Genomic DNA, 24,298 nt, shown 5'->3' on the forward strand with positions numbered 1-24,298 from the left:
ATATTATATACATAACGAAAAGGCGAAAGCATTAGAACATATAGAAAAGCATATTAAGAAAAAGTCCGAATGGCCTACTAAAGAAGATTATGAAAGTGCCAAAAGATTAGCTGGAGAAGATGGGTACTTTATAATGGTTGAAAATAATGCTTTAAAATATTACATGGAGTTTGTGGAGAACTTCAAAAGAATATTGAATGAGGAAAATGTAGATTCAGTTTCTAAAGAGAATCTTCCGGATGAAATTAATTAAATTCACTTATGAAATTATTTTAAACGTTATATGGGCTATATAAATCATGAAAAATGTCTATATTTACAAATCAAACAGAAAAACAAGAGCACATAGTCCATATAATACAAAATTAATACTCTCAAAAGAAAAACAATCTATTCACCCAAATATAAAATATAGGAGAAAAAATTATGAGTTATGATTTAATGGTATTTGAAAGGGAGAAAGCTCCCTCAAAACAAAAGGATTTTCTTGATTGGTATGAGAAAGAAACAGAATGGACCGAAGATCACGGGTATAATGACCCTACTGTATCGTCGCCCGCACTACAAAAATGGTATCGTGAAATGATACAAACATTCCCAAACATGAACGGACCCGATGCTCCTACTAACGAACAACTGGACGAGGACGAAGACTTAGAGTCACACCTCACAGACTATGCCATAGGACGTAATGTCATTTATGCCGCTTTCAGTTGGTCTACAACAGAAGAAGCGTACGAGCTTACAAAACGGCTGGCACAAAAACATGGCGTAGGTTTCTTTGACGTCAGCGGAACCGATGGAGATATTTTTCTGCCGGATGGAAGCCTAATGAAATAAATACGAAAACGATAAGAGAAAAAGCTATCCCATATATAGGATTTACTTCATACACAAAGGTGCATTTTTTAACATTTCGTTAAACATGCACCTTTTATCACATTACAATAATAATTACAAACACAATTATTCTTCATCTATTATATTCATTCCGATTTTTACCCTAATGAATATATCTTTAAACCACTTTTTATTTATTCAGATAAATGGCATATAAAATTTGAGGCAAATATTTATAATTATTTTTCAAAACAGAAAAACACATAAAAGGTTAAAAGAGGGAATGAAAAACAAAGAAATATAACAACAAAAATAACAAAATACAATCAATTGATTATCAAACAGTTAAGCATTGCGTTTTTCCCTCTACGAGGAACGACTCAAAACTCTACGAGAAACACTCAATTCCTCGTAGAGTTTCGAACGTTTTCTCTACGACAAACAGTCCGAAAATTTATAAGACATTACATTTTTCCATAAACACCCAAGAAGAGGATTCATTTCATTGTAATAAATTATCATCCACCATAACAAGCATTTATTTTAAACTAATTCCTCTAAAATAAAAGTGTACACTTTATACACACAAGAATGGTTCTTCTTCAATTTAGTTGAACCGTGTTTGATAAGTCACTTTTGCAAAGTAGGCTCTATGGGATTCAAAATCATCAACGCTCATTCTTTTATCAGTTTAATGTTCTGTTCACTGATAATAACTGATCTCCTAAAAGAGTTAGGTTTTCCGGCATTTTTGTTATCTTTATATCGCCAAACACAAAGAATCAAGGAATGCCCGATAAACCTAACGGTAACAAAGTTACGATAAAAAGCTCATTAAACAATGGCTTGTGTTCAACCCTATTCCATAAAGACAATAGTTTTTCTTTTATTTACGAATCATCCGACCTTTCCATTGAAGATGTAGGGTATGAAGGTAATACGATAGTTCTATATGCCAAAGGTTCAAAGCGGAGTGCGGTATGCCCTTATTGTGGGGGTGAAAGTCATCACGTTCATAGTCGATACACTAGAACAATAAATGATTTGTCCATACTTGGCAAGAAGGTTGTTTTGATCTTGGAATCGCGCAAGTTCTTCTGCAAAAATGCAGATTGCCCCCCAAAGACATTTGCCGAACAACCCGGCAATGAAGTCTTCCGCTACCGCAGGCGTACACGCCGATTAGAGTTAACTGTCATTCGTAATGGTCTTATGATGTCTTCCCGAACCATCAGTAAACTACTTTCGTATTGTGGCGTAGATCTAAGTTCATCAACAATACTGCGTTGCCTACATCAGCTCTGCCCTCCTGATAACAAGGAGATTGAACAAGTTGGAGTTGACGATTGGGCTTGGCGCAAAGGCGTGTCATATGGCAGCATCGTTATCGATTTATTAAATAAGTATCCGGTTGATTTGTTGGGTGACCGTGAAGCGAAAAGTTTCCTCGAATGGATGGAAGAACACCCATGTGTAAATGTCGTCAGCAGAGACAGGGCTACCGGTTATAGTTCGGCCATTGCGTCTACCGGACGGCATGTTGTGGAGGTTGCAGACAAATTCCATCTTATTAAAAACATACACGAATGTATGGACAAGCTCCTAAGCGGGCATTATGCAGCATACTGCAATAAAATCAGGGAGAAAGAATCCATGGACGATTGCCTTTTACAGCCAAAACAGACTGCCATGATCCATATACCTCCAAAGAAAGCGAAAGCAGACTCCCGCATGACAAAGTTTAAAGAGGTGAAAGAACTGCAGCTCAAGGGATTCAACCCCTTTGCCATTTCTAAAAAGTTGGGAATAGCCCGCCCGACTGCACTCAAATTCTGCAGAATGCAAGAACTTGCTCCGCGAAACAGCAAAGCCAGGACCGATTACCATTTGTATGACAAGCACATTGAAGACGGGGTTGCAAATGGAACACCCCTGAGTACCCTTTATGCCCAGATTTGCAACATGGGCTTCAAAGGAAGTCTGGCCCCATTCTATGCCCACTACAGATACTTGAGTGATGGACACAGGGGATTTAGATCCAAATATTTCAAACCCAACCGAAGAGTGAAACAGACCGACGAAAGGGCAAGGATATTACCTCTCAAGCGGATATCTACTATCACTGCCAAATCAATCTATCAAGGAAATATGAATAAGTCGGAAGAAGAACTGATTGAGACATTGTATCAATTTGATTGGTTTAGACAAATGCATGAAGCAGCCAAATCCTTTTATTGTATTATTACAGGCACAGAAACATATGATCTAATAAGATGGATGAAAAAATATTGGAATACAGAGATACAAACGCTTAAAACATTTATACTGGGAATAAGGAAAGATTATAAAGCCGTCAAAAATACAATCAAGTATAACATTACCAATGGGATTACCGAGGGCTTTGTTAACAAACTAAAGGCAGTGAAGCGAACTATGTATGGAAGGGCAGGATTAGAGTTGCTAAGAATTAAGATGGTGATGGAACATGTCTTTTTCAACTAAATTGAAGAAGAACCACAAGAATGTACACTTTCGCAATATATTAATGTACACTCCTATCATATAAAAGTGTACATTCTTGTAATCGTCCTATATTCAACAAAGTACAGAGATAAAATACAACCTTCTCATTCCATTGCTCCATCCAATAAATATGTTTACATTCTACTAAAATATGCTTTAAAACGCAAGATTATCAATTTGCAAATTATTGATTATAATTCCAAAAATATAAAAATATATGTTTCTAATATTAAAACATATATTATCTTTGCAGATAAAGAACTCTCCCTTATATAATATATTATGAAAAAGATTCTATTTATAGTCATTTTAGCGTTCATCACTCTCCACTGCCAGGCAAAACAAAGCCGGGTGATTGTAGGTGCAGAACAAACGAATGACTATTTACCTATATTAAAGAATAAGAGAATTGCTATTTTTTCAAATCACACCGGTATGGTGGGAAATAAGCACCTGCTGGATGTATTATTAGAGAATAAGATTAATGTAGTTGCAATTTTCTCTCCGGAGCACGGTTTCCGTGGTAATGTAGATGCAGGAGAGCATGTTTCAAGTTCGGTAGATCAAAAAACAGGGGTACCTATTCTATCGTTATATGATGGCCAATTGGGTAAACCCAGTGAGGATTCCATGCGCAAATTCGATTTGCTGATAGTCGATATACAAGACGTAGGTTTACGATTTTATACGTATTATGCCTCTATGGTACGCCTGATGGATGCCTGCGCGGAGTATAACCGTAAAATGCTGATTCTGGACCGTCCCAATCCAAACGGGCATTATGTAGACGGCCCTATTTTAGATATGAAATATAAATCGGGAGTTGGCTGGCTTCCTATCCCGGTAGTACATGGGATGACTTTGGGAGAATTAGCACTCATGGTTAATGGTGAACGCTGGTTGCCGGCTTCCCGTATCTGTGACGTTACAGTAATAAAATGCAAAAACTACACCCACCAGACAATGTATCAGCTGCCTATCCTTCCCTCTCCTAACCTACCCAATATGAAAGCAGTATACCTCTACCCGTCTATTTGCTATTTTGAAGCAACTCCCGTCAGTTTAGGAAGAGGAACACAACTGCCTTTTCAGGTATACGGTCACCCCAATATGACAGGATACAATTATAGCTTTACGCCACAAAGCACATCAGGAGCCAAAAACCCTCCCCAACTTGGCAGGCTTTGCCACGGTGTGAATTTAAGCGCGTTAAGTGAGGAAGAAATAAGAAAAAAAGGAGTAGATTTGAGCTACCTTATTGACGCTTACCGAAACCTGAATATGGATGATTACTTTTTCCGCCCATTCTTTGAACGACTGATAGGTACGGATTATGTCCGCAAAATGATCGAACAAGGAAAAGATGCCGATGAGATAAAAGCAATGTGGAAAGAGGACGTAGAAAAGTTTAAAGTACAACGCAGACCTTACCTTTTATATGAAGAATAGCCGTTTCTCTCTGTTTTTTATCTTAAATTGTTAAACTATAAAAATGTAAATTGCCCCATGAGTCCAATTGCCATCTTAATTACTATTGCAGCCTATTTCGTTATCCTGTTCACAATCTCATACATTGCAGGCAGAAAAGCCGATAATGAAGGTTTCTTTGTAGGGAATCGTAAATCAACCTGGTATGTAGTAGCATTTGCCATGATTGGTTCGAGTATATCAGGAGTTACATTTGTGTCGGTACCGGGTATGGTTGCTGCAAGCGGATTCTCTTATTTACAGATGGTACTTGGTTTTGTTGCAGGACAAATTATTATAGCTTTTGTTTTGATACCGCTTTTCTACCGGATGAATTTAGTATCCATCTATGAGTATCTTGAAAACCGATTTGGAATTTCTTCTTATAAGACAGGTGCATGGTTCTTTTTTATTTCAAAAATGCTGGGAGCAGCCGTAAGATTATTCCTTGTTTGCCTCACACTACAACTACTTGTTTTTGAGCCTTTCCATCTCCCGTTCATACTGAACGTGATTATCACCGTAGCTCTTGTTTGGCTCTATACTTTCCGTGGAGGAGTAAAGTCATTAATATGGACAGATTCATTAAAAACATTTTGTCTGGTAGTATCTGTAGTACTATGTATATATTACATTGCTTCCGATCTTAACCTGGGTTTCGGAAGTATGATTGCTACTATATCCGAAAATGACTTCTCACGCATGTTTTTCTTTGATGACGTGAACGACAAACGTTATTTCTTCAAGCAATTTTTGGCAGGAGTATTCACCATGATTGCCATGACAGGACTGGATCAGGACATGATGCAGCGAAACCTAAGCTGCAAGAATTTCAAAGATTCACAAAAAAACATGATCACCAGTGGTATCTCTCAATTCTTCGTCATCTTACTATTCCTTATGTTGGGAGTATTGCTCTATATATTCACAGCCCGGCAAGGCATTGAAAATCCGGAGAAAAGTGATGAGTTATTCCCGATGATAGCTACCGGTGACTATTTTCCTGCCATCGTAGGAGTTCTGTTTATCATCGGTCTGATTTCAGCAGCCTATTCTGCAGCCGGTTCGGCACTGACCGCCCTGACTACCTCATTTACAGTAGATATATTAGGCGCTAAAAATAAAGCGGAAAATGAACTGGTAAAGATACGTAAACGTGTGCACATCGGTATGGCAATAACGATGGGGGTTGTTATCTTTGTATTCAATCTGTTGAATAACACAAGCGTGATTGATGCCGTTTATATTCTTGCCAGCTATACTTACGGCCCCATCCTGGGACTTTTCGCCTTTGGCATTTTCACCAAAAAGCAGGTTCGCGACAAGTATATTCCCTGGGTAGCCATTGCCTCCCCCATCCTATGCTTCATATTACAGAAAAACTCAGAAAGATGGTTCAACGGGTATCAGTTCAGCTATGAATTGCTAATATTCAATGCACTATTTACTTTTATCGGACTCTGCCTGCTCATAAAAAAGAGCAAATAACAAATTATTTTAATCCAAAACAAAAAACACACTCAGATGAACAGAAAAGTATATACCTGTATCGCATTCCTATTTGTAGTGTACACTACAATTCAGGCGCAGGCAGGAGAGCATTTTCGTTTCGCTCTTCTCACAGATATTCATGTCACGAATAAGGGAACAGCCTTTGAAGATCTCCAGAACTCCATCAATCAGGTGAACAAGACACAAGGAATTGATTTTGTACTGGTAACCGGAGATATAACCGAAGAAGGAGATCGTGCCTCTATGAAAAAAGTAAAAACAGCTCTCGGGCAACTAAAGGTGAAATATTACATCATTCCCGGAAACCATGAAACAAAATGGAGTGAAAGCGGTGTGACCGACTTCGGACATATCTTTGGCGGAGAGCGTTTTAAATTTGAGCACAAAGGCTTTCTCTTTTTAGGATTCAACTCCGGCCCGTTAATGCGCATGGCAGACGGCCATGTAGTGCCTCAGGACATTACATGGTTGAAAGACGAACTGAAAAAGGCAGGAAAAGAAAAGCCTGTATTTCTGGTTACCCACTATCCGCTGTTAAAAGGAGATGTGGACAATTGGTATGACGTAACTGATGCAGTGCGCCCCTTTAACATCCGTGCGTTCATGGGTGGGCATTATCACAAAAATCAGTTTTTCTCTTATGACGGTATTCCGGGAATTATCAACCGTTCCAATCTGCGGGGGAAAGATCCGGTAGGCGGATACAGTGTCTATGAGATAACTCCCGATTCTGTATTCGTTTATGAACAGAAAATTGGTGAACAACCTAAAAAGTGGTGCGCACTCTCCTTAACAAAACCATACTACAATGCGAAAGGAGCAACAGACAAATATCCCGATTTCTCTGTCAACAAAGAATATCCACAGGTAAAAGAAAAATGGCTCGTACAAACGGGGGTGGGTATCTATTGCTCACCGGCCATAGAGAAAGAACAGGTTTTCGTTGGTGACGACATGGGCATCTTAACCGCCTACAGCCTGAAAAAAGGGAAAAAGCTCTGGAGTTTCCGCTCCGGCAACCGTATTGTTGGTACTCCTGCCGCAGCCGATGGTATCGTTGTATTTGGCTCTGCAGATAAACATATTTATGGTTTGAATGCCGAAGACGGAACATTACTCTGGAAAATAGAAGCCGGAGAACCGGTGTTGGGAGCTGTAACGATAGACAACGGAATAGCCTACATAGGTGCCAGTGATCATACCTTCCGTGCCATTGACATCAGGACCGGGAAACTCATATGGGCATATACAGGCGTAAAAGGCTATATAGAAACCCGTCCGCTCGTTGAAGGTGACAAAGTGATCTTTGGTGCATGGGACAATACGCTCTATGCTTTGAGTAAAAAAGAAGGTAAAGAGTTATGGAAATGGACGGGCGGACTGACCCGCATGCACTTCTCTCCTGCGGCAGTATGGCCGGTAGCAGCAAATGGCAAAGTTTTCATTACCGATCCTCAACGTGCCATGACCGCCATTGATCTGGAAACCGGAGAAACCGTATGGCGTACTTTCCAGTCCACCGTACGCGAAACAATCGGTCTATCTGCCGATAAAGAACGGATATACAGTAAAACAATGAATGACAGCATTGTCTGTTTTTCAACGAAAGGCGATAAACCGGATCAACTGTGGAGTTCCAACGTCGGTTTTGGCTATGAGCATGCCCCTTCCATGCAAGTAGAAAAAGACGGAGTGATGTTTGGCAGCACCAAAGGAGGACTTATCTTTGCATTGGAACCACTGACAGGCAAGATATTATGGAAGCATAAAACAGGCAACTCGCTTATCAGTACGGTTGTTCCTATCAACCGCCACCAGGTGTTATTCACCGCAACCGGAGGCGAAACCGGATTATTGGAATGGAAAGAATAAAAACAATAATAAAGAACTAAGATATGAAAACTACAATCAATTGCTTTATCCCTTTTGCAAATGCAGCGCAAGCTGAAAAAACAGTTCTGAGCTTACAAAGCTCCGATCTGATAAAGAAAATCTATCTGCTCACAACAGAAACGACAGCCACTCCCCTTCCGGGTTGTGACATATTAACCGTATCTGCACTTAACTCCAGTGCAGCAATGCGCGCTGTTGCTGCACACTCCGATGCGGACTATACCCTGCTTTATACCAAATATACAACACTGTCACCAGGTATGTTCGCCTTCGAACGTATGATCCATATTGCCGAAGACAGCAACGCAGGTATGGTGTATGCCGATCATTATCAGGTGGCGGAAGGTGTTCAAAAGAATGCACCGGTAATAGATTATCAGCCGGGAAGCCTCCGTGATGATTTCAACTTCGGTTCGGTGTTACTATACAAAGCCAGTGCATTGAAAGAAGCAGTGAGTCGTATGAAAGCTGATTATCAGTTTGCCGGACTGTATGATCTACGCTTGAAATTGTCACAAAAAGAAGCACTGGTTCACATTAACGAATACCTGTACTCCGAAGTGGAAAACGATACCCGCAAAAGTGGTGAAAAAATATTCGACTATGTAGACCCTAAAAACCGGGGACTACAAATAGAGATGGAACAAGCCTGCACAGAACATCTGAAAGAGATAGGTGGCTATCTGGCTCCCGAATTCAAAAAAATCGAATTCAGTGCCGGTAATTTTGAATATGAAGCTTCTGTCATTATCCCGGTACGCAACCGTATCCGTACGATTAAAGATGCCATACGATCGGTATTAAATCAAAAAACAGATTTCAAATTCAACCTCATCATCATCGACAATCACTCTACCGACGGAACGACAGATGCTATTCGTGAATTTACCTCCGACGAGCACCTCATCCACATCGTCCCCGAACGGAATGATTTGGGTATAGGCGGTTGCTGGAATTTGGGTGTACATCATGAGAAATGTGGCAAGTTTGCCGTACAACTGGACAGCGACGATGTGTATAAAGATGAAAATACCCTGACAACAATGGTGCAGGCATTCTATGAACAGAATTGTGCAATGGTGGTAGGTACATACATGATGACGGACTTCAATATGAATATGATCGCCCCGGGCATTATCGACCATAAAGAATGGACTCCCGAGAACGGACGTAACAATGCTTTACGCATCAACGGTTTAGGTGCTCCACGCGCATTCTATACCCCGGTATTACGCGAAATCAAAGTTCCTAACACCAGTTATGGGGAAGATTATGCCTTAGGATTGAACTTCTCCCGCCAATACCAGATAGGACGTGTGTACGATGTAGTCTATCTGTGTCGCCGTTGGGATGACAACTCGGATGCAGCACTGGATGTAGTGAAAATGAACGGGCACAATTTGTATAAAGACCGTATTCGTACCTGGGAATTACAAGCCCGTATAGCAATGAATCGTCGTCAAATGTAATAATAGGGATGGATACAAAATTAAAAATAGAAAAATTGTTCAGTGACCAGCTCTCTTCATGGGAGCTGGCAAAAAACAATTATACAGCTCTAAGCCGGGTCAAAGTAAAAGAACTGGATGTGAACGGTACGCACTATAAAGTACAGTTTAATCCTGCACGTATCGTTTCTTCGGCAGCTAAAGTGGATACAAAGTCTATACAGGAACGAAAATGCTTCCTTTGTCCCGCCAATCTGCCGGCTGTGCAAAGAGGGCTTCCGTTCAAAGAGAATTACCAAATACTGGTCAATCCGTTTCCTATCTTTCCGAAACATCTGACTGTACCGGCTTTAGAGCATGTAGACCAACGTATTAAAAATCGCTTTGGCGACATGCTGGACTTAGCAACTTATGCTCAGGACTATGTAGTTTTCTACAACGGTCCCAAATGCGGAGCATCCGCCCCCGACCATGTACACTTCCAGGCAGGAAACAAAGGTTTTCTCCCTCTTGAACAAGAGTGGAAAAACAAGAAGGCCGGCAAAATTGTGACTTACCAAACGGCTACACTATCTTATCTGAACGATGCCCCCCGTAATACATTGGTCCTGGAAGCAACCAACCGGGAAGATGCCATCATCCTATTCAATGTAGTATACAACGCCATGGAACAGAAACCGGGTGAGGAAGAGCCAATGATGAATCTGCTTACCTGGGTTGAAGGCGGACAATGGGTAGTCTGTATTTTCCCGCGTTCCAAACACCGTCCTTCCTGCTACACAGCCGAAGGAGATGCCAATATTCTTATCAGTCCGGCATCCGTAGATATGGGAGGAGTATTCATCACCCCACTGGAAAAAGATTTTGAGAAACTAACGGCAACGGATATTGCGGCAATCCTCGGAGAAGTCTGCCTCAGTACAGACGAATTTTACAAATTAAGACAACGCATAAAAGAACAGTTATGAAAGAGCCTAAAGTACATGTAGGTATCCTGTCCGGACAAAAGATAGAATTCACTCTGTTGAATACCTATCGCATGAACGGTGCAGAAGTAAGTGGGAAACAAACCGCTCTTTTCGATGATGGAAAAATTCTTTGGAGAAACCATCATTATGAAGAACTACTGTTTGAACCTCTGTACGAGGCTACAGACTCTTTCGAATTGCAGGATGTCACCATCGGTATCAATTTTCACTGGGAACGAAAAGAAAACCAACGTTTCCAGGGAGCCCTGAAAATTATCATAGAAAACAATACCCTCACCGGTATCAACCGCGTAAACGTAGAGGATTATTTAGTCAGTGTCATCTCCTCGGAAATGAGTGCCAACGCTTCTCTGGAATTACTGAAAGCACATGCAGTGATTTCACGCAGCTGGCTACTTAATAAGTTGACAATTGACAGTGGACAATTGACAGTGGACAGTAGACAATTGACAGTTACTATGCAGCATGATAGCGCAGCCAACTGTCAATTGTCCACTGTCAACTGTCAACTAATAAAGTGGTACGATCAGGAAGACCATACTCACTTTGATGTGTGTGCCGACGATCATTGCCAGCGTTATCAGGGAATCACCCGTGCATCTACCGAAATCGTGAAGGAAGCCATTCATGCTACCCGCGGACAAGTGCTGACCTATAACGGACAAATTTGCGATGCCCGCTTCTCTAAATGCTGCGGAGGCGCTTTCGAAGAGTTCCAATATTGCTGGGAAGATGTGAAACATCCTTATCTCGTCAAACAACGGGATAGCAAGACAACGGCTCTCCTACCCGATCTTCGCATGGAAGCAGAAGCAGAAAAGTGGATACGAAACTCTCCGGAAGCTTTCTGTAATACGACAGAAAATAAGATACTCAGCCAGGTGCTAAACAATTACGATCAGGAAACTACTGATTTTTATCGCTGGAAAGTAGAATACACGCAAGAGGAATTAGCGGCACTTATCTTCAAACGTTCCGGTATTGATTATGGACAGATAATCGACTTAATTCCTGTAGAACGCGGAACGTCTGCCCGAATCGTAAAACTTAAAATCATTGGTACAAAGAAAACAATGACCATTGGCAAGGAGCTTGAAATCAGAAGGACATTGTCACCTTCTCATCTGTACAGTTCGGCATTTGTCATTGATAAAACAGATATAAAAGATACTATTCCGGGCAAATTCATTCTCACCGGTGCCGGCTGGGGGCATGGTGTAGGTCTTTGTCAGATTGGTGCCGCAGTAATGGGTGAGCAGGGATATACTTATGACACAATTCTGCTACATTATTATATTGGAGCTGCTATTGAAAAACGATATTAAAACAATCATTATGAAAAATAAGAAACTATCACCGTGGGCATGGATACCAACACTTTATTTTGCACAAGGACTGCCTTATGTAGCCGTAATGACTATCTCAGTTATTATGTACAAAAAGTTAGGTATCTCTAATACAGATATTGCTCTATATACCAGTTGGCTATACCTTCCCTGGGTAATCAAACCTTTCTGGAGCCCCTTTATTGACTTATTAAAAACAAAACGTTGGTGGGTAGTGACCATGCAGATTCTCGTAGGAGCCGGACTGGCCGGAATAGCCTTTACTATTCCCATGCCTAATTTCTTTCAGATAACTCTCGCTATATTCTGGTTAGTGGCTTTCAGCTCGGCAACACACGACATAGCTGCCGACGGATTTTATATGCTGGCTTTAAGCGTGCGAGACCAGGCCATGTATGTCGGAATACGAAGCACTTTTTATCGCATTGCCACTATAGCAGGGCAGGGACTTCTGGTTGTACTGGCAGGAGAACTGGAAAAACGGACTTCTACTATAGCCATGGCATGGAGTATCACATTTTATATTCTTGCGGGATTATTTATTGCATTCTATTTGTATCACAGCTATATCCTTCCACATCCTTCCGCTGATAAACCAGCAGTAGGCAATGTCACGGCAAGTAATATATTCAAAGAGTTCTTTGCAACTTTTACTTCTTTCTTTAAAAAGCCACAAGCAGGTGTTGCCATACTCTTTATGTTATTCTACCGTTTGCCTGAAGCCCAATTAGTAAAACTCATCAATCCTTTTTTGCTGGACCCTATTGAAAAAGGAGGTTTAGGATTGAGCACGGCCGAAGTGGGTTGGGTATATGGTACTATCGGTATTATCGGACTTACCCTCGGAGGAATCATTGGAGGAATCTGTGCAGCCAAAGGAGGATTACAGAAATGGCTATGGCCCATGGCATGGAGCATCTCCCTAACTTGTATTACATTTGTCTATCTCGGATATTTCCAACCACAAGACCTTCTTACCATTAACATTTGTGTATTTATAGAGCAGTTTGGTTATGGATTTGGATTTACAGCCTATATGCTTTACCTGATTTATTATTCGGACGGCGAACACAAGACGGCACATTATGCCATTTGTACTGCTTTCATGGCACTGGGTATGATGTTACCAGGCATGATGGCCGGTTGGTTACAGGAACATATCGGTTACGAGAAATTCTTTATCTGGGTAATGATTTGTTGTGCAGCAACCATTGCTGTTTGCGCATTTATAAAGATTGACCCTAATTACGGTAAAAAAGAAGAAGTTACAGAAACAGAAACCCCCGAAAAACAATAACGATTCGAAACAGAAAAACTTATGAACAAATTTCGATTTATTATTCTTAGCACTTGTTGCCTGCTGGCCCTCACCACACAGGCACAGAAAATCAAAATTAAGACGGGCATTGAAGTTCTGAAAGAACAGAACTTCAAATGCCTCGAAGGTAAACGTGTGGGACTGATCACCAATCCTACCGGTGTAGACAACCAGCTGAAATCTACGATTGACATTCTTCACGAAGCCCCCAATGTGAATCTGGTAGCATTATATGGCCCCGAACATGGTGTACGGGGCGATGTCCATGCCGGAGATAAAGTCGATAATTCAGCCGATTCCTCTACCGGACTGCCCGTCTATTCTCTTTATGGGAAAACACGCAAACCCACTCCGGAAATGCTGAAAGACATCGACGTGCTTGTATACGACATACAGGATATCGGCTGCCGCTCTTTCACCTATATCAGTACTATGGGGGTAGCTATGGAAGCTGCTGCCGAAAATGGAAAGGAATTTATCGTACTTGACCGCCCCAATCCGGTAGGAGGGGAAAAAATTGAAGGTAACCTGACAGAAGAGGGATACATTTCTTTTGTTAGTCAATTTAAGATTCCGTACCTTTACGGACTCACTTGTGGTGAGTTGGCCCTGATGCTGAACGGTGAAAAGATGTTAGGCAAGCAGTGCAACCTGCACGTGGTGAAAATGAAAGGCTGGAAACGTAAAATGGATTATGTTCAAACAGGTTTACAATGGATTCCTTCCTCTCCGCACATCCCGCATCCGCACTCTGCCTTCTTCTATCCTGTATCGGGAATACTTGGAGAACTCGGTTATATGTCTATCGGAGTGGGCTATACTATTCCGTTTCAGATGTTTGCTGCTCCTTGGGTGAAAGCTGAAGAACTGGCAGATAATCTGAATAAGTTGCAGTTGCCCGGAGTCATCTTCCGCCCGATACATCTTAAACCGTTCTATTCTGTAGGCAAAGGCGAACATCTGCAAGGCGTACAAGTGCATATCATGGACTATCGGAAAGCTGTGTTGAGTGAGATACAATTCCTTGTCATGCAGGAAATAGCCACTCTCTATCCGGAATATGCTATATTTGACCATGCAGATAAAGGACGTTTTGACATGTTTGATAAAGTAAGTGGTTCAAACGAAATACGCGAACGGTTCAGTAAACGTAATCGCTGGGAAGACATCCGCGACTATTGGTATAAAGACGTGGATAGTTTCCGCCAACTGTCAAAGAAATATTATTTATACAAGTAGAAATGAATAAAGGAAGTAAGCACTTGGCATTTTTGCAGGAGATTTCACAATTCATCCCGCAAGAAAGAATTTATACTGACGAACTTCGCCGGTTGGCATGGGGAACGGATGCAGGTTTTTATCGCCTCATTCCCCAAATTGTAATCCGCTCCGCCAATGAGCAGGAGGTTTCGGATTTATTATGTGCGGCAACCCGTCATCTGTTGCCGGTAACTTTCCGTGCAGCGGGGACCAGTTTATCAGGGCAAGCCATCAGTGACTCTATCCTTATAGTGGCAGGAAAACACTGGGAGAAATACAGTATTTCCTCCGATTACGAACAAATAACCCTCCAGCCCGGTATTATCGGACAACGTGTTAATGAACTGTTACAGCCCTTCGGACGTAAGTTTGCTCCCGACCCGGCCTCTGTAAAAAGTGCCATGGTCGGCGGTATCGTAATGAACAATGCTTCGGGTATGAATTGTGGTACACATGCCAATAGTGACAAAATGTTATTGTCGGCACGTATTGTATTTGTGGACGGAACGATACTGGATACTGGCAGTGATATCAGCAAACAAGAGTTCCTGTTGAGACATACCGGATTCATTACACAAATTCAGACACTACGCGACCTGATTCGTACAGATGAAGAGTTGAGCGCACGCATTCGTTACAAATACTCTATTAAAAACGTCACCGGATTAAATCTACTACCGTTCATCGCCTTCGATGACCCGTTTGATATTATCACACATTTAATGGTAGGTTCGGAAGGTACATTGGCTTTCCTCTCAGAGGTAACTATGAAAACGGAGTATGATTATCCTCACAAAGCCAGTGCAATGCTCTATTTCAGCGACATCAAAGAAGCATGCCGGGCGGTGGTGGCAATGAAGAAACTCACCAACGAAAAAGGTGAATGGATTGTGAAAGGTGCCGAACTGCTTGATTGGAAATCTCTGGCATCCGTCAACGATTCGACTGGTGAGGGACTAACAGCTGTACTTACAGAAACTAAAGCACATAGCAAAGAAGAACTTGCTCAAAACATAACTGCCATAGAAGAGACTTTAGCATCCTTCAATACTTATATACCGGTTCGTTTTACAGATAAACCGGAAGAATACTCCAAATACTGGGCCATTCGTTCGGGGATCTTCCCCTCTGTGGGAGGAACCCGTCAACCGGGAACAACCTGCCTCATCGAGGACGTAGCCTTCCACATAGAAGACTTACCCGAGGCAACAGCTGAGTTGCAGCAACTCATTGCACGCCATGGATATGATGACGCCTGTATTTACGGACATGCCCTCGAAGGTAACTATCATTTCATCATTAATCAGTCTTTCAGTACCGATGCCGAAGTAAAACGCTACGAAGAACTAATGAATGATGTCAAAACATTAGTGGTGGATAAATACGACGGTTCACTAAAGGCCGAACACGGTACGGGACGTAATATGGCACCGTTCGTAAAATACGAATGGGGTGAAAAAGCTTATGAGATTATGAAAGCGATAAAAACGCTTTTCGATCCGCAAAATCTGCTAAACCCCGGTGTTATCTTTAATGATGACCCGCTGTGCCATATCAAAAACTTCAAGCCGTTACCACTCACGAATCCACATGTAGACAAATGCATCGAGTGTGGTTTTTGTGAAGTCAATTGCCTGACTTGTGGTTTTACCCTTTCTTCACGTCAACGCATTGTATTACGCCGTGAGATATCCAGGCTGAAACAAAACGGTAATGATCCCGAACGCCTCGCCACTCTACAAAAACAATACCGCTACCCCGGGAACCAGACTTGCGCCGGAGACGGCCTTTGTTCAATGTCCTGTCCTATGGGTATCAACACAGGTGACCTGACGCACGACATCCGTCAGGAAGAGCTTCCGCAAAATAGCTTTGGCTACTCTGTAGGAAACTTTGCCGCCAATCATTTTGCCGGTATAAAAAGCTGTCTGCGTCCGATGTTAACCCTCGCAAATGCAGCCCATTCCGTATTAGGAACTTCTGCTATGACTTCCCTCACCAAAGGGATGCACAATGTCTTGGGTGTCCCACAATGGACTCCGGCTATGCCTAAAAGCTATAAGAGAAGGGAGAAGGGAGAGGGGAGAATGGAGAAGGGAAAGAATATGCAGGGCGATAGCGCAGCTAATTTTCAATTTTCAACTTTCAATTTTCAATTAAATAAGGTTGTTTATTTTCCCAGTTGTATCAACCAGACAATGGGGTTACCCGGTAAATCACGTGAAAGCCAACCTCTCGTAGATAAGATGTTATCCCTCCTGCAAAAAGCGGGTTACGAAGTCATCTTTCCTAAAGATATGGAGAAACTGTGTTGCGGTACGATTTGGGAGAGCAAAGGCATGCCGGATATTGCCGACCGAAAATCAGCAGAGCTGGAAGCTTCTTTATGGGAGGCTTCCGAAAATGGAAAATATCCGGTATTGTGCGACCAGAGCCCTTGCCTTCACCGTATGCGTGAAACCATAAAGAAAATGAAGTTGTATGAACCAGCAGAATTCATCTATGTCTTTTTACGTGATAAACTGGAATTCACCCCCATCAACCGTCCGGTAGCTGTTCATATCACTTGCTCTATGCGTAGAATGGGATTGGCAGACACCCTGCTTTCCCTGGCACGGCTCTGTTCCACACAAGTCGTCATACCCGAAGAGGTAGGTTGTTGCGGTTTTGCCGGAGACAAAGGTTTCACCCACCCGGAAGTCAACAGTTATGCTTTACGCAAGTTGCGTCCGCAATTGGAAAAGGCGGGAATACAAACCGGATATTCCAATAGTCGTACCTGCGAAATTGGCCTGGCTACCAACACAGGTATTGCCTATGTATCTATCGCCTATCTGGTAGACGAATGTACTAAAGCCCGTTAACCCCAAATATAAACTTAACACATAAAGCCATTAGAAATGAATAAAACAACCAGCAAACGCCTCTTAGCCCTCGACATATTAAGAGGTATCACCATAGCGGGAATGATTATGGTGAACAACCCCGGTTCGTGGTCATACGTCTACGCCCCGTTAGGACACGCTAAGTGGAATGGTTTAACACCAACCGATCTTGTATTCCCTTTTTTCATGTTTATCATGGGAATATCTACTTACATTTCCCTGCGGAAGTATAACTTTGAATTCAGTCACTCAGCCGCCCTGAAGATTCTTAAACGCACCATCGTCATCTTTGCCATTGGTCTGGGTATTGCCTGGTTCTCTATGTTTTGCCGCACCTGGAATTCTCTTTCCGGTGAAGAAATCTCTTTTTTATCACGGCTTGGGCAATCAGTCTGGACCTTCGATCATATTCGTATTTTAGGAGTGATGCAGCGCTTAGCACTGTGCTATGGCGCAACTGCTATCATCGCTTTAACGATGAAGCACAAATATATCCCCTATCTGATTGTAACTTTGTTGGCAGGTTATTTTATCCTGCTTATCACTGGTAATGGGTTCGAATATAACGACACGAACATACTTTCCGTCGTTGACCGTGCTGTGCTTGGTGAAGCACATATGTACAAGGATAACGGTATTGATCCCGAAGGACTGTTAAGTACTATCCCGGCCATTGCACACGTGCTGATAGGTTTCTGCGTTGGCAAACTGCTAATGGAAGTAAAGGACATCAACGAAAAGCTCGAACGCCTGTTCCTTATCGGAACAATTCTTACTTTTTTAGGATTCCTGCTCAGCTACGGCTGTCCGATCAATAAGAAAATATGGTCGCCTACCTTCGCCATTGTCACTTGCGGACTGGGTTCCAGTTTCCTGGCATTACTTATTTGGATTATCGATGTAAAAGGCTATAAATCGTGGAGCCGGTTCTTTGAATCGTTTGGCGTAAATCCACTCTTTATCTATGTACTGGCAGCTGTACTTTCTATCTTATTGGGCAGCATACGAGTTACACTGGATGGAGCAACAACCAGCCTGCATGGTTACATCTATAGCGGTATTCTTCAGCCTCTATTGGGCGATTACCCCGGCTCATTAGCATTCGCCCTTCTATTTGTGATACTCAACTGGAGCATCGGTTACCTATTGTATAAGAAAAAAATATATATAAAGATATGATATTAATAGCAGATAGTGGTTCTACAAAGACCGATTGGTGCGTTGTAGGACAAGGACAACTCGTCCGACAGATAGTAACGAAAGGTATGAATCCTTTCTTTCAATCAGAGGAAGAAATAGGGAATGAGATAGCTACTGCACTACTCCCCCACCTGGAAACCAATGCGCTCGACGCTGTTTACTTTTATGGAGCAGGGTGTGTGCCGGACAAGGTGCCAATGATGCACAATGCACTCTCTCTCCATCTGAACGTCAAGAATGGCATTGAAGTCAATACGGATATGCTGGCTGTCACCCGTAGTTTGTGTGGACACAAACCGGGCATCGCCTGTATTTTAGGAACCGGTTCGAACTCCTGTTTCTATGACGGCGAAAAGATTGTGAACAATGTTTCCCCGTTAGGATTCATTTTGGGAGACGAAGGTAGTGGTGCTGTATTAGGAAAACTTCTGATAGGCGACATTCTGAAAAACCAGATGACACCGGAATTGAAAGAAAAGTTTATGAAAAAAACCGGCCTGACACCTCCCGAAATTATCGACCGCGTATATCGTCAGCCGTTCCCAAACCGTTTCCTGGCAAGCCTTTCTCCGTTTCTGGCAGAGAACATTCACGAGCCATCTGTGCATGCACTCGTTCTTGGCAGTTTCAAGGCTTTCCTGAAACGTAACGTGATGCAGTATGATTATCAGAATTATCCGGCACATTTTATCGGCTCCGTTGCCTACCATTATCAGGAGGTATTACACGAAGCCGCCCAAGAACTGGGAGTACAAATAGGAGTTATCGTCAAAAGCCCCATGCAAGGCCTGATGACATTTCATAATTCATAAATCATAATTTACCCAATGTTTATCAAAATATCAGAGCAACCTTCGCTCTACAACGATTTAGAGAAAAAGTCTATCCGGGAAATACTGGAAGATATCAATACGGAAGACCAGAAAGTAGCGCTTGCCACACAAAAGGCCATTCCGCAAATAGAGAAACTGGTAAGCCAGATCGTGCCTCGCATGAAGCAGGGAGGACGTATATTCTATATGGGTGCCGGAACAAGCGGACGCCTGGGAGTACTTGACGCTTCGGAAATACCTCCAACCTTCGGTATGCCTCCCACATTGGTCATCGGACTGATTGCCGGTGGAGACACAGCCCTTCGTAACCCTGTAGAAAATGCCGAAGATAATACAACCCGTGGCTGGGAAGAATTGATGGAACATAACATCAATGATAAAGACACGGTTATCGGTATTGCTGCGTCGGGTACCACTCCTTACGTCATCGGAGCCATGCATGCTGCACGCGAACACGGGATTCTAACCGGGTGCATCACCAGTAACCCCGATTCACCCATGGCAGCAGAAGCCGATGTCCCTATTGAGATGATTGTAGGACCGGAATATGTGACAGGAAGTTCACGTATGAAATCGGGCACAGGACAAAAAATGATTCTGAACATGATCACTACCTCTGTAATGATTCAGTTGGGACGTGTGAAAGGTAACAAAATGGTTAACATGCAACTCAGCAATCAGAAATTAGTAGATCGTGGCACGCGTATGATCGTTGAAGAACTTGGGTTGGATTATGACCAGGCAAAAGCCCTGTTGCTGATGCATGGTTCAGTAAAAAAAGCCGTAGACGCTTACAAAGCGGGACAATAAACAAAACTCAGTTCACCACAAAGGCCACAAAGTTTCATAGAGTATTACTTTTATCTGATAAAACGCGGATTTATGCGAATTAACGCAGAATTAAAGACGGTAATTCCTTCTTTTACATCTGTTTCTTTTTGCGAAAATCCGGATAAATCCGCGTTTCAATAATACCACCCTTATCTTATCCAACTTTATCTAAACTACGTATTCATATGAAAACATCCTTCCTAATATTGAGCCTATTCTTTCTCTCTTTCCAGGCCTTAGGGCAACCGTTACAACGCGTAGCTCCCGAACAAACAGGTATGAACTCCCGTCAACTTACATATGCTGATAAAGCTATTGAAACAGCTATAAACAACAAAGAAATTCCCGGTGCTGTACTTGCCATCGTACGCCATGGCAAGTTGGCTTATCTGAAAGCCTATGGAAATAAGCAACTGCTCCCTGATACAGAACCGATGAATGTCAATACCGTATTTGACATGGCTTCCGTTAGCAAAGCCATGTCAACCGCTATCAGTGCCATGATTCTCATTGAACGCGGTCAACTCCGGCTTACAGACCGTGTCAATCTCTATATTCCGGGATTCTCCGAAGATATCCGTATCGCCGACCTCATGACACACACTTCCGGACTCCCACCTTACGCTCCAGTTAAGGAATTAACGGCTAAATATGGCGCTCCGAATCCTAAAGGGCTCATAGAATACATTTCCGGTTGCAAAACTAATTTCAAGCCGGGGACAGACTTCCAATACAGCTGCCTCAACTATATTGCCCTGCAACATGTCATTGAAACAGTCAGTGGACAAAGCCTGCGTGATTTTGCAAAAACGCATATTTTTGATCCGTTGGGTATGCAACATACCGGTTATTGTCCTACCGGAGAAACATTGGAACGGTGTGCTCCTACCGAAAAGCAAAAGGACGGTAGTATTCTCAAAGGAATTGTTCACGATCCGTTGGCACGTATCATGAACGCAGGTGTCTCGGGTAATGCAGGTGTTTTCTCCGATGCCAATGACCTGGCTATACTCGCTGCAATGTTACTCAACAACGGAGAATATAACGGACATCGTATCCTCAGTCCATTAGGAGTAAAAACAATGAGAAGTATTCCCCGGCATATCCCCGGTCTGGGACGCGCATTAGGATGGGATCTCTTTTCTCCGTATGCATCTAATAACGGTGATCTGTTTGGGCCAAACACCTACGGACATACTGGATATACAGGTACTTCCATCACCATTGATCCCGACAATGACACTGCCGTTATTCTGCTGACCAACAGCGTACATCCGGATGACAAAGGTAAAGCAACCCGGCTTCGTTCACTGGTAGCCAACGCAGTTGCTGCTTCTATCTACCCTACCGAGCGGACATATACTGAACATTACTACAAACGCTTTCTCGAATTTGAAGATGAGCCGGCCATCAGCCCCAAAGATATCGTCATGCTGGGCAATAGCCTCACCGAAGGTGGCAAAGACTGGGGAGTACGACTAAAAAAGAAACATGTACGTAACCGGGGCATCATCGGAGACGAAGCAATGGGTGTATACGACCGTCTGCACCAGATTCTCCCCGGGCATCCGGCAAAGCTCTTTTTATTGATAGGCATCAATGATGTATCACATGATCTCACAGCAGACAGTGTCGTGACTCTAATTACCCTCCTGATAGACAGAATACAGAGAGAATCACCCGATACCAAACTATATCTGCAAAGCCTGCTCCCTATCAATGAATCCGTATGTAAATACAAAACAATGATCGATAAAACAGATATTGTACCGGAAATTAACCGAAAACTGGAAACGCTCGCTACTTCCCGGAAAATACCATTTATCAACTTATTCCCTCTCTTTGCAGAAAAGGGAACAAATATTCTACGAAAGGAACTGACGACAGACGGATTACATCTGACGGAAGAAGGGTATCAGATATGGAGTAGGAAGTTGAAGAAATATCTTTAAATATACTCCTTCAATCCTTGCGCATTCAACAAGGTAACCTCTCTCTTATCCACAGAGATCAGTCCCTCTTTTATCATCTTATTAATCTCTTTTGACAGGGCAGGACGGGTTACTCCTAAATAATCTGCCAGTTGTACCTGGTTATGCTCCAACAAAGCGATACCAGCAGAGGTGCGATGCTCCATGAGATAATAAACGAAACGACTGCGAAGGTTCTTATAAGAGAGGATACGCAAACGGGTAACGGTACATTTATTGCAGTTGCCCGTCACACAAAGAAAACTATGGAGTAACTGTGGCACGGAACTTATCAGTTTGAAAACCGAAGTACGGGTGGCCATCAGAAGAATAGAATCTTTACTTACGGTAAAGGTGGCAGGCAGAATATTGTTTTCGCCAAACAGATGCGGAGTAGCAAAGGCGCGGGGTGCGATGATCTCTTCTACCTTTACCAGATTGCCGGCTACATCGATGATATTAACCTCCAGCTCGCCTTTCAGCAGCACATACAAATGATTGCAACGCGTATCTTGTTGCAGCACCACCTCTTTACGGGATACCTTGTACAATGTAAATTCAAGTTCGTCCATTAGACGATGTTTTACATTCACATCTAAGTCCCGGAAAAGAGGTATCTGCCACAGCAGTTGTTTATACTCATCTGTAAAATCGATTTTTACCACAGTACTTCTCTTTGGTTTGTGACAAAAATAGCTCTTTTTCCGTTACAGTCCTACCATTTAGCAAAGAAAATACGTGGGTTGATATTGAGGGAGACCCATCCCCAGTCTTGCCAGGCATCATGGCTACCGCCTTTCACCACATCCATGTATTTCGTCCCGAGCATGGTTGAGTAACCAACCGTCAGTTTCACATCCTTCATCACTGTGTAATCTACCTGCAAGTCGAACTCTGATCCGAGACTACGTCCTTCATCTCCCTCTACTGTTACGTCATAAGTAGTAGAAAAGTGATGATAATTCAGTGACAGAGCCCAACGGGAAGTGGGTTTAAAGTCAACACTCAGCTGCTTGTCCCACAAACCTTTATTGTAAGCAGAAGCATAGAAGTAATCCATACCACCATAAAACTTATGATGAGTGCCATAAAGCGGATCGAATGTAGAGGCCTTACTACTTTCCGGATCACCGCTCAGATAATCGGTCAATATGCTGACGGACCATTGCTGATTGATTTTATATCCCGCTTTCACACCGAACATATAGGCTGAGACCTTTTTCACCTCATCGCCCACTTTCCTTTTACCAAACTGATAGTAAGCACTTCCGTTTAACGTCCAGTTACCTGGAGTATAGGTGAGATAAGTTCCGGTGGTAGGCATATAATTCGTTTTTCCTTTTTCGGGCGTTCCGGTCTCATAGCCTACATTCATGAAAAGCAAAGAGGCATTGAAATTCTTAGCCCACTGACCGTTATACCATAAAGTCTGCATGGTTTTATAAGGCTGTGCTTTAGAAGGATCATAATAGTTGCCACCTATCGTTTTTTCATCATTCTGATTGAAAGCGAGGACAAGGTGCATTTTGTGCTTCCCGGTTTCGTATCCCAACTTCAATGCATCATGAAAACGTCCCGCCACATTCCAATCGAGACTACCCAGCAAACGTTCATCATCATATACCAATGACTGGCGTCCCAACTGCGCGAAGACACCTTTCCCCAAATCCAGCTTTGCCCATGCCTCATGGAGAATAAAACGTCCGTTCTTATCTATCTGAGGGTCCTGCCCCATACACCTACATGCTGGGCAGAAAGCTTCATTTGCAGACGATCCCGCTTGTATCCAAGTGAAAAACGGGCACGATTGTTTATAAAAAAGACAGGCAGTTGTCCGTCATCACGCGGACTAAGTACGCCATTGCGATATTCACCGCGGGCACGCAGTTGTGCATCAATACTAAACTCGTTCTTCTCTTCCTGTGCGCAGACAACAGAAGAGCACAGTACTAATCCGGTTAAAATAATAGCAGTCAGTTTCAT

The 24,298-nt window shown here is 42.6% G+C and carries 16 protein-coding genes and 2 pseudogenes; 16 read left to right on the forward strand and 2 right to left on the reverse strand.

All coding sequences use genetic code 11. The annotated features are described in order from the left end of the window. The 16 genes and pseudogenes from QX565_RS07675 to QX565_RS07750 form a co-directional block, all read left to right on the forward strand. Positions 1-253 (forward strand): annotated as a pseudogene (locus tag QX565_RS07675) (hypothetical protein); the annotation flags it as partial. Between the two features lie 173 nt (positions 254-426). Next, entirely contained in the window at positions 427-840 is a 414-nt protein-coding gene (locus QX565_RS07680; RefSeq protein ID WP_122201059.1) for a hypothetical protein, read from the forward strand. Between the two features lie 789 nt (positions 841-1,629). Beyond that, complete coding sequence (locus QX565_RS07685; protein WP_002558379.1) at positions 1,630-3,342, forward strand: ISL3 family transposase; 1,713 nt, start codon at positions 1,630-1,632, stop codon at positions 3,340-3,342. Positions 3,343-3,645: 303 nt separating this feature from the next. Beyond that, positions 3,646-4,812 (forward strand): exo-beta-N-acetylmuramidase NamZ family protein, encoded by a 1,167-nt coding sequence (locus tag QX565_RS07690; protein WP_289292280.1) that lies wholly within the window; start codon positions 3,646-3,648, stop codon positions 4,810-4,812. Positions 4,813-4,869: 57 nt separating this feature from the next. Further along, the gene (locus QX565_RS07695) at positions 4,870-6,318 is read left to right on the forward strand and encodes a sodium:solute symporter (protein ID WP_025868141.1); all 1,449 of its coding nucleotides are present in this window, start codon (positions 4,870-4,872) and stop codon (positions 6,316-6,318) included. A 36-nt stretch (positions 6,319-6,354) separates the two neighbouring features. Then, entirely contained in the window at positions 6,355-8,214 is a 1,860-nt protein-coding gene (locus tag QX565_RS07700) for an outer membrane protein assembly factor BamB family protein (RefSeq protein ID WP_025868140.1), read from the forward strand. A 23-nt stretch (positions 8,215-8,237) separates the two neighbouring features. After that, complete coding sequence (locus tag QX565_RS07705; RefSeq protein WP_025868139.1) at positions 8,238-9,704, forward strand: glycosyltransferase family 2 protein; 1,467 nt, start codon at positions 8,238-8,240, stop codon at positions 9,702-9,704. Between the two features lie 8 nt (positions 9,705-9,712). Next, complete coding sequence (locus tag QX565_RS07710) at positions 9,713-10,651, forward strand: DUF4922 domain-containing protein (RefSeq protein ID WP_025868138.1); 939 nt, start codon at positions 9,713-9,715, stop codon at positions 10,649-10,651. Next, positions 10,648-11,997 carry a SpoIID/LytB domain-containing protein gene (locus QX565_RS07715; protein ID WP_289292286.1) on the forward strand — a complete coding sequence of 450 codons (1,350 nt, stop codon included), beginning with the start codon at positions 10,648-10,650 and terminating at the stop codon, positions 11,995-11,997. The genes QX565_RS07710 and QX565_RS07715 overlap by 4 nt, the downstream gene beginning before the upstream one ends. A gap of 10 nt (positions 11,998-12,007) precedes the next feature. Continuing rightward, complete coding sequence (locus QX565_RS07720; RefSeq protein ID WP_289292287.1) at positions 12,008-13,315, forward strand: MFS transporter; 1,308 nt, start codon at positions 12,008-12,010, stop codon at positions 13,313-13,315. Positions 13,316-13,336: 21 nt separating this feature from the next. Further along, entirely contained in the window at positions 13,337-14,575 is a 1,239-nt protein-coding gene (locus QX565_RS07725; RefSeq protein ID WP_289292289.1) for an exo-beta-N-acetylmuramidase NamZ family protein, read from the forward strand. Positions 14,576-14,577: 2 nt separating this feature from the next. Beyond that, positions 14,578-17,460: an FAD-binding and (Fe-S)-binding domain-containing protein gene (locus tag QX565_RS07730; RefSeq protein ID WP_289292291.1), complete on the forward strand. Its 2,883-nt coding sequence runs from the start codon at positions 14,578-14,580 to the stop codon at positions 17,458-17,460. 36 nt (positions 17,461-17,496) lie between these two features. Further along, positions 17,497-18,660 (forward strand): acyltransferase family protein, encoded by a 1,164-nt coding sequence (locus QX565_RS07735; protein ID WP_221651231.1) that lies wholly within the window; start codon positions 17,497-17,499, stop codon positions 18,658-18,660. Continuing rightward, positions 18,657-19,493, forward strand: a complete 837-nt coding sequence (locus QX565_RS07740) for an ATPase (protein ID WP_221651230.1) — start codon at positions 18,657-18,659, stop codon at positions 19,491-19,493. The genes QX565_RS07735 and QX565_RS07740 overlap by 4 nt, the downstream gene beginning before the upstream one ends. 15 nt (positions 19,494-19,508) lie before the next feature. Continuing rightward, positions 19,509-20,324 carry an N-acetylmuramic acid 6-phosphate etherase gene (murQ, locus tag QX565_RS07745; RefSeq protein WP_002558894.1) on the forward strand — a complete coding sequence of 272 codons (816 nt, stop codon included), beginning with the start codon at positions 19,509-19,511 and terminating at the stop codon, positions 20,322-20,324. Between the two features lie 206 nt (positions 20,325-20,530). After that, positions 20,531-22,297 carry a serine hydrolase gene (locus QX565_RS07750; RefSeq protein WP_289292294.1) on the forward strand — a complete coding sequence of 589 codons (1,767 nt, stop codon included), beginning with the start codon at positions 20,531-20,533 and terminating at the stop codon, positions 22,295-22,297. Here the strand turns inward: QX565_RS07750 and QX565_RS07755 are convergent. Together QX565_RS07755 and QX565_RS07760 are read right to left on the reverse strand one after the other, a co-directional pair. Continuing rightward, entirely contained in the window at positions 22,294-22,980 is a 687-nt protein-coding gene (locus tag QX565_RS07755; protein WP_289292296.1) for a Crp/Fnr family transcriptional regulator, read from the reverse strand. The two genes, QX565_RS07750 and QX565_RS07755, sit on opposite strands and share 4 nt — an antisense overlap. A 50-nt stretch (positions 22,981-23,030) precedes the next feature. Beyond that, a pseudogene (locus QX565_RS07760) lies at positions 23,031-24,298 on the reverse strand (alginate export family protein).

It is taken from the genome of Bacteroides sp. 41_26, assembly GCF_949740115.1.
Taxonomy (GTDB): domain Bacteria; phylum Bacteroidota; class Bacteroidia; order Bacteroidales; family Bacteroidaceae; genus Bacteroides; species Bacteroides nordii.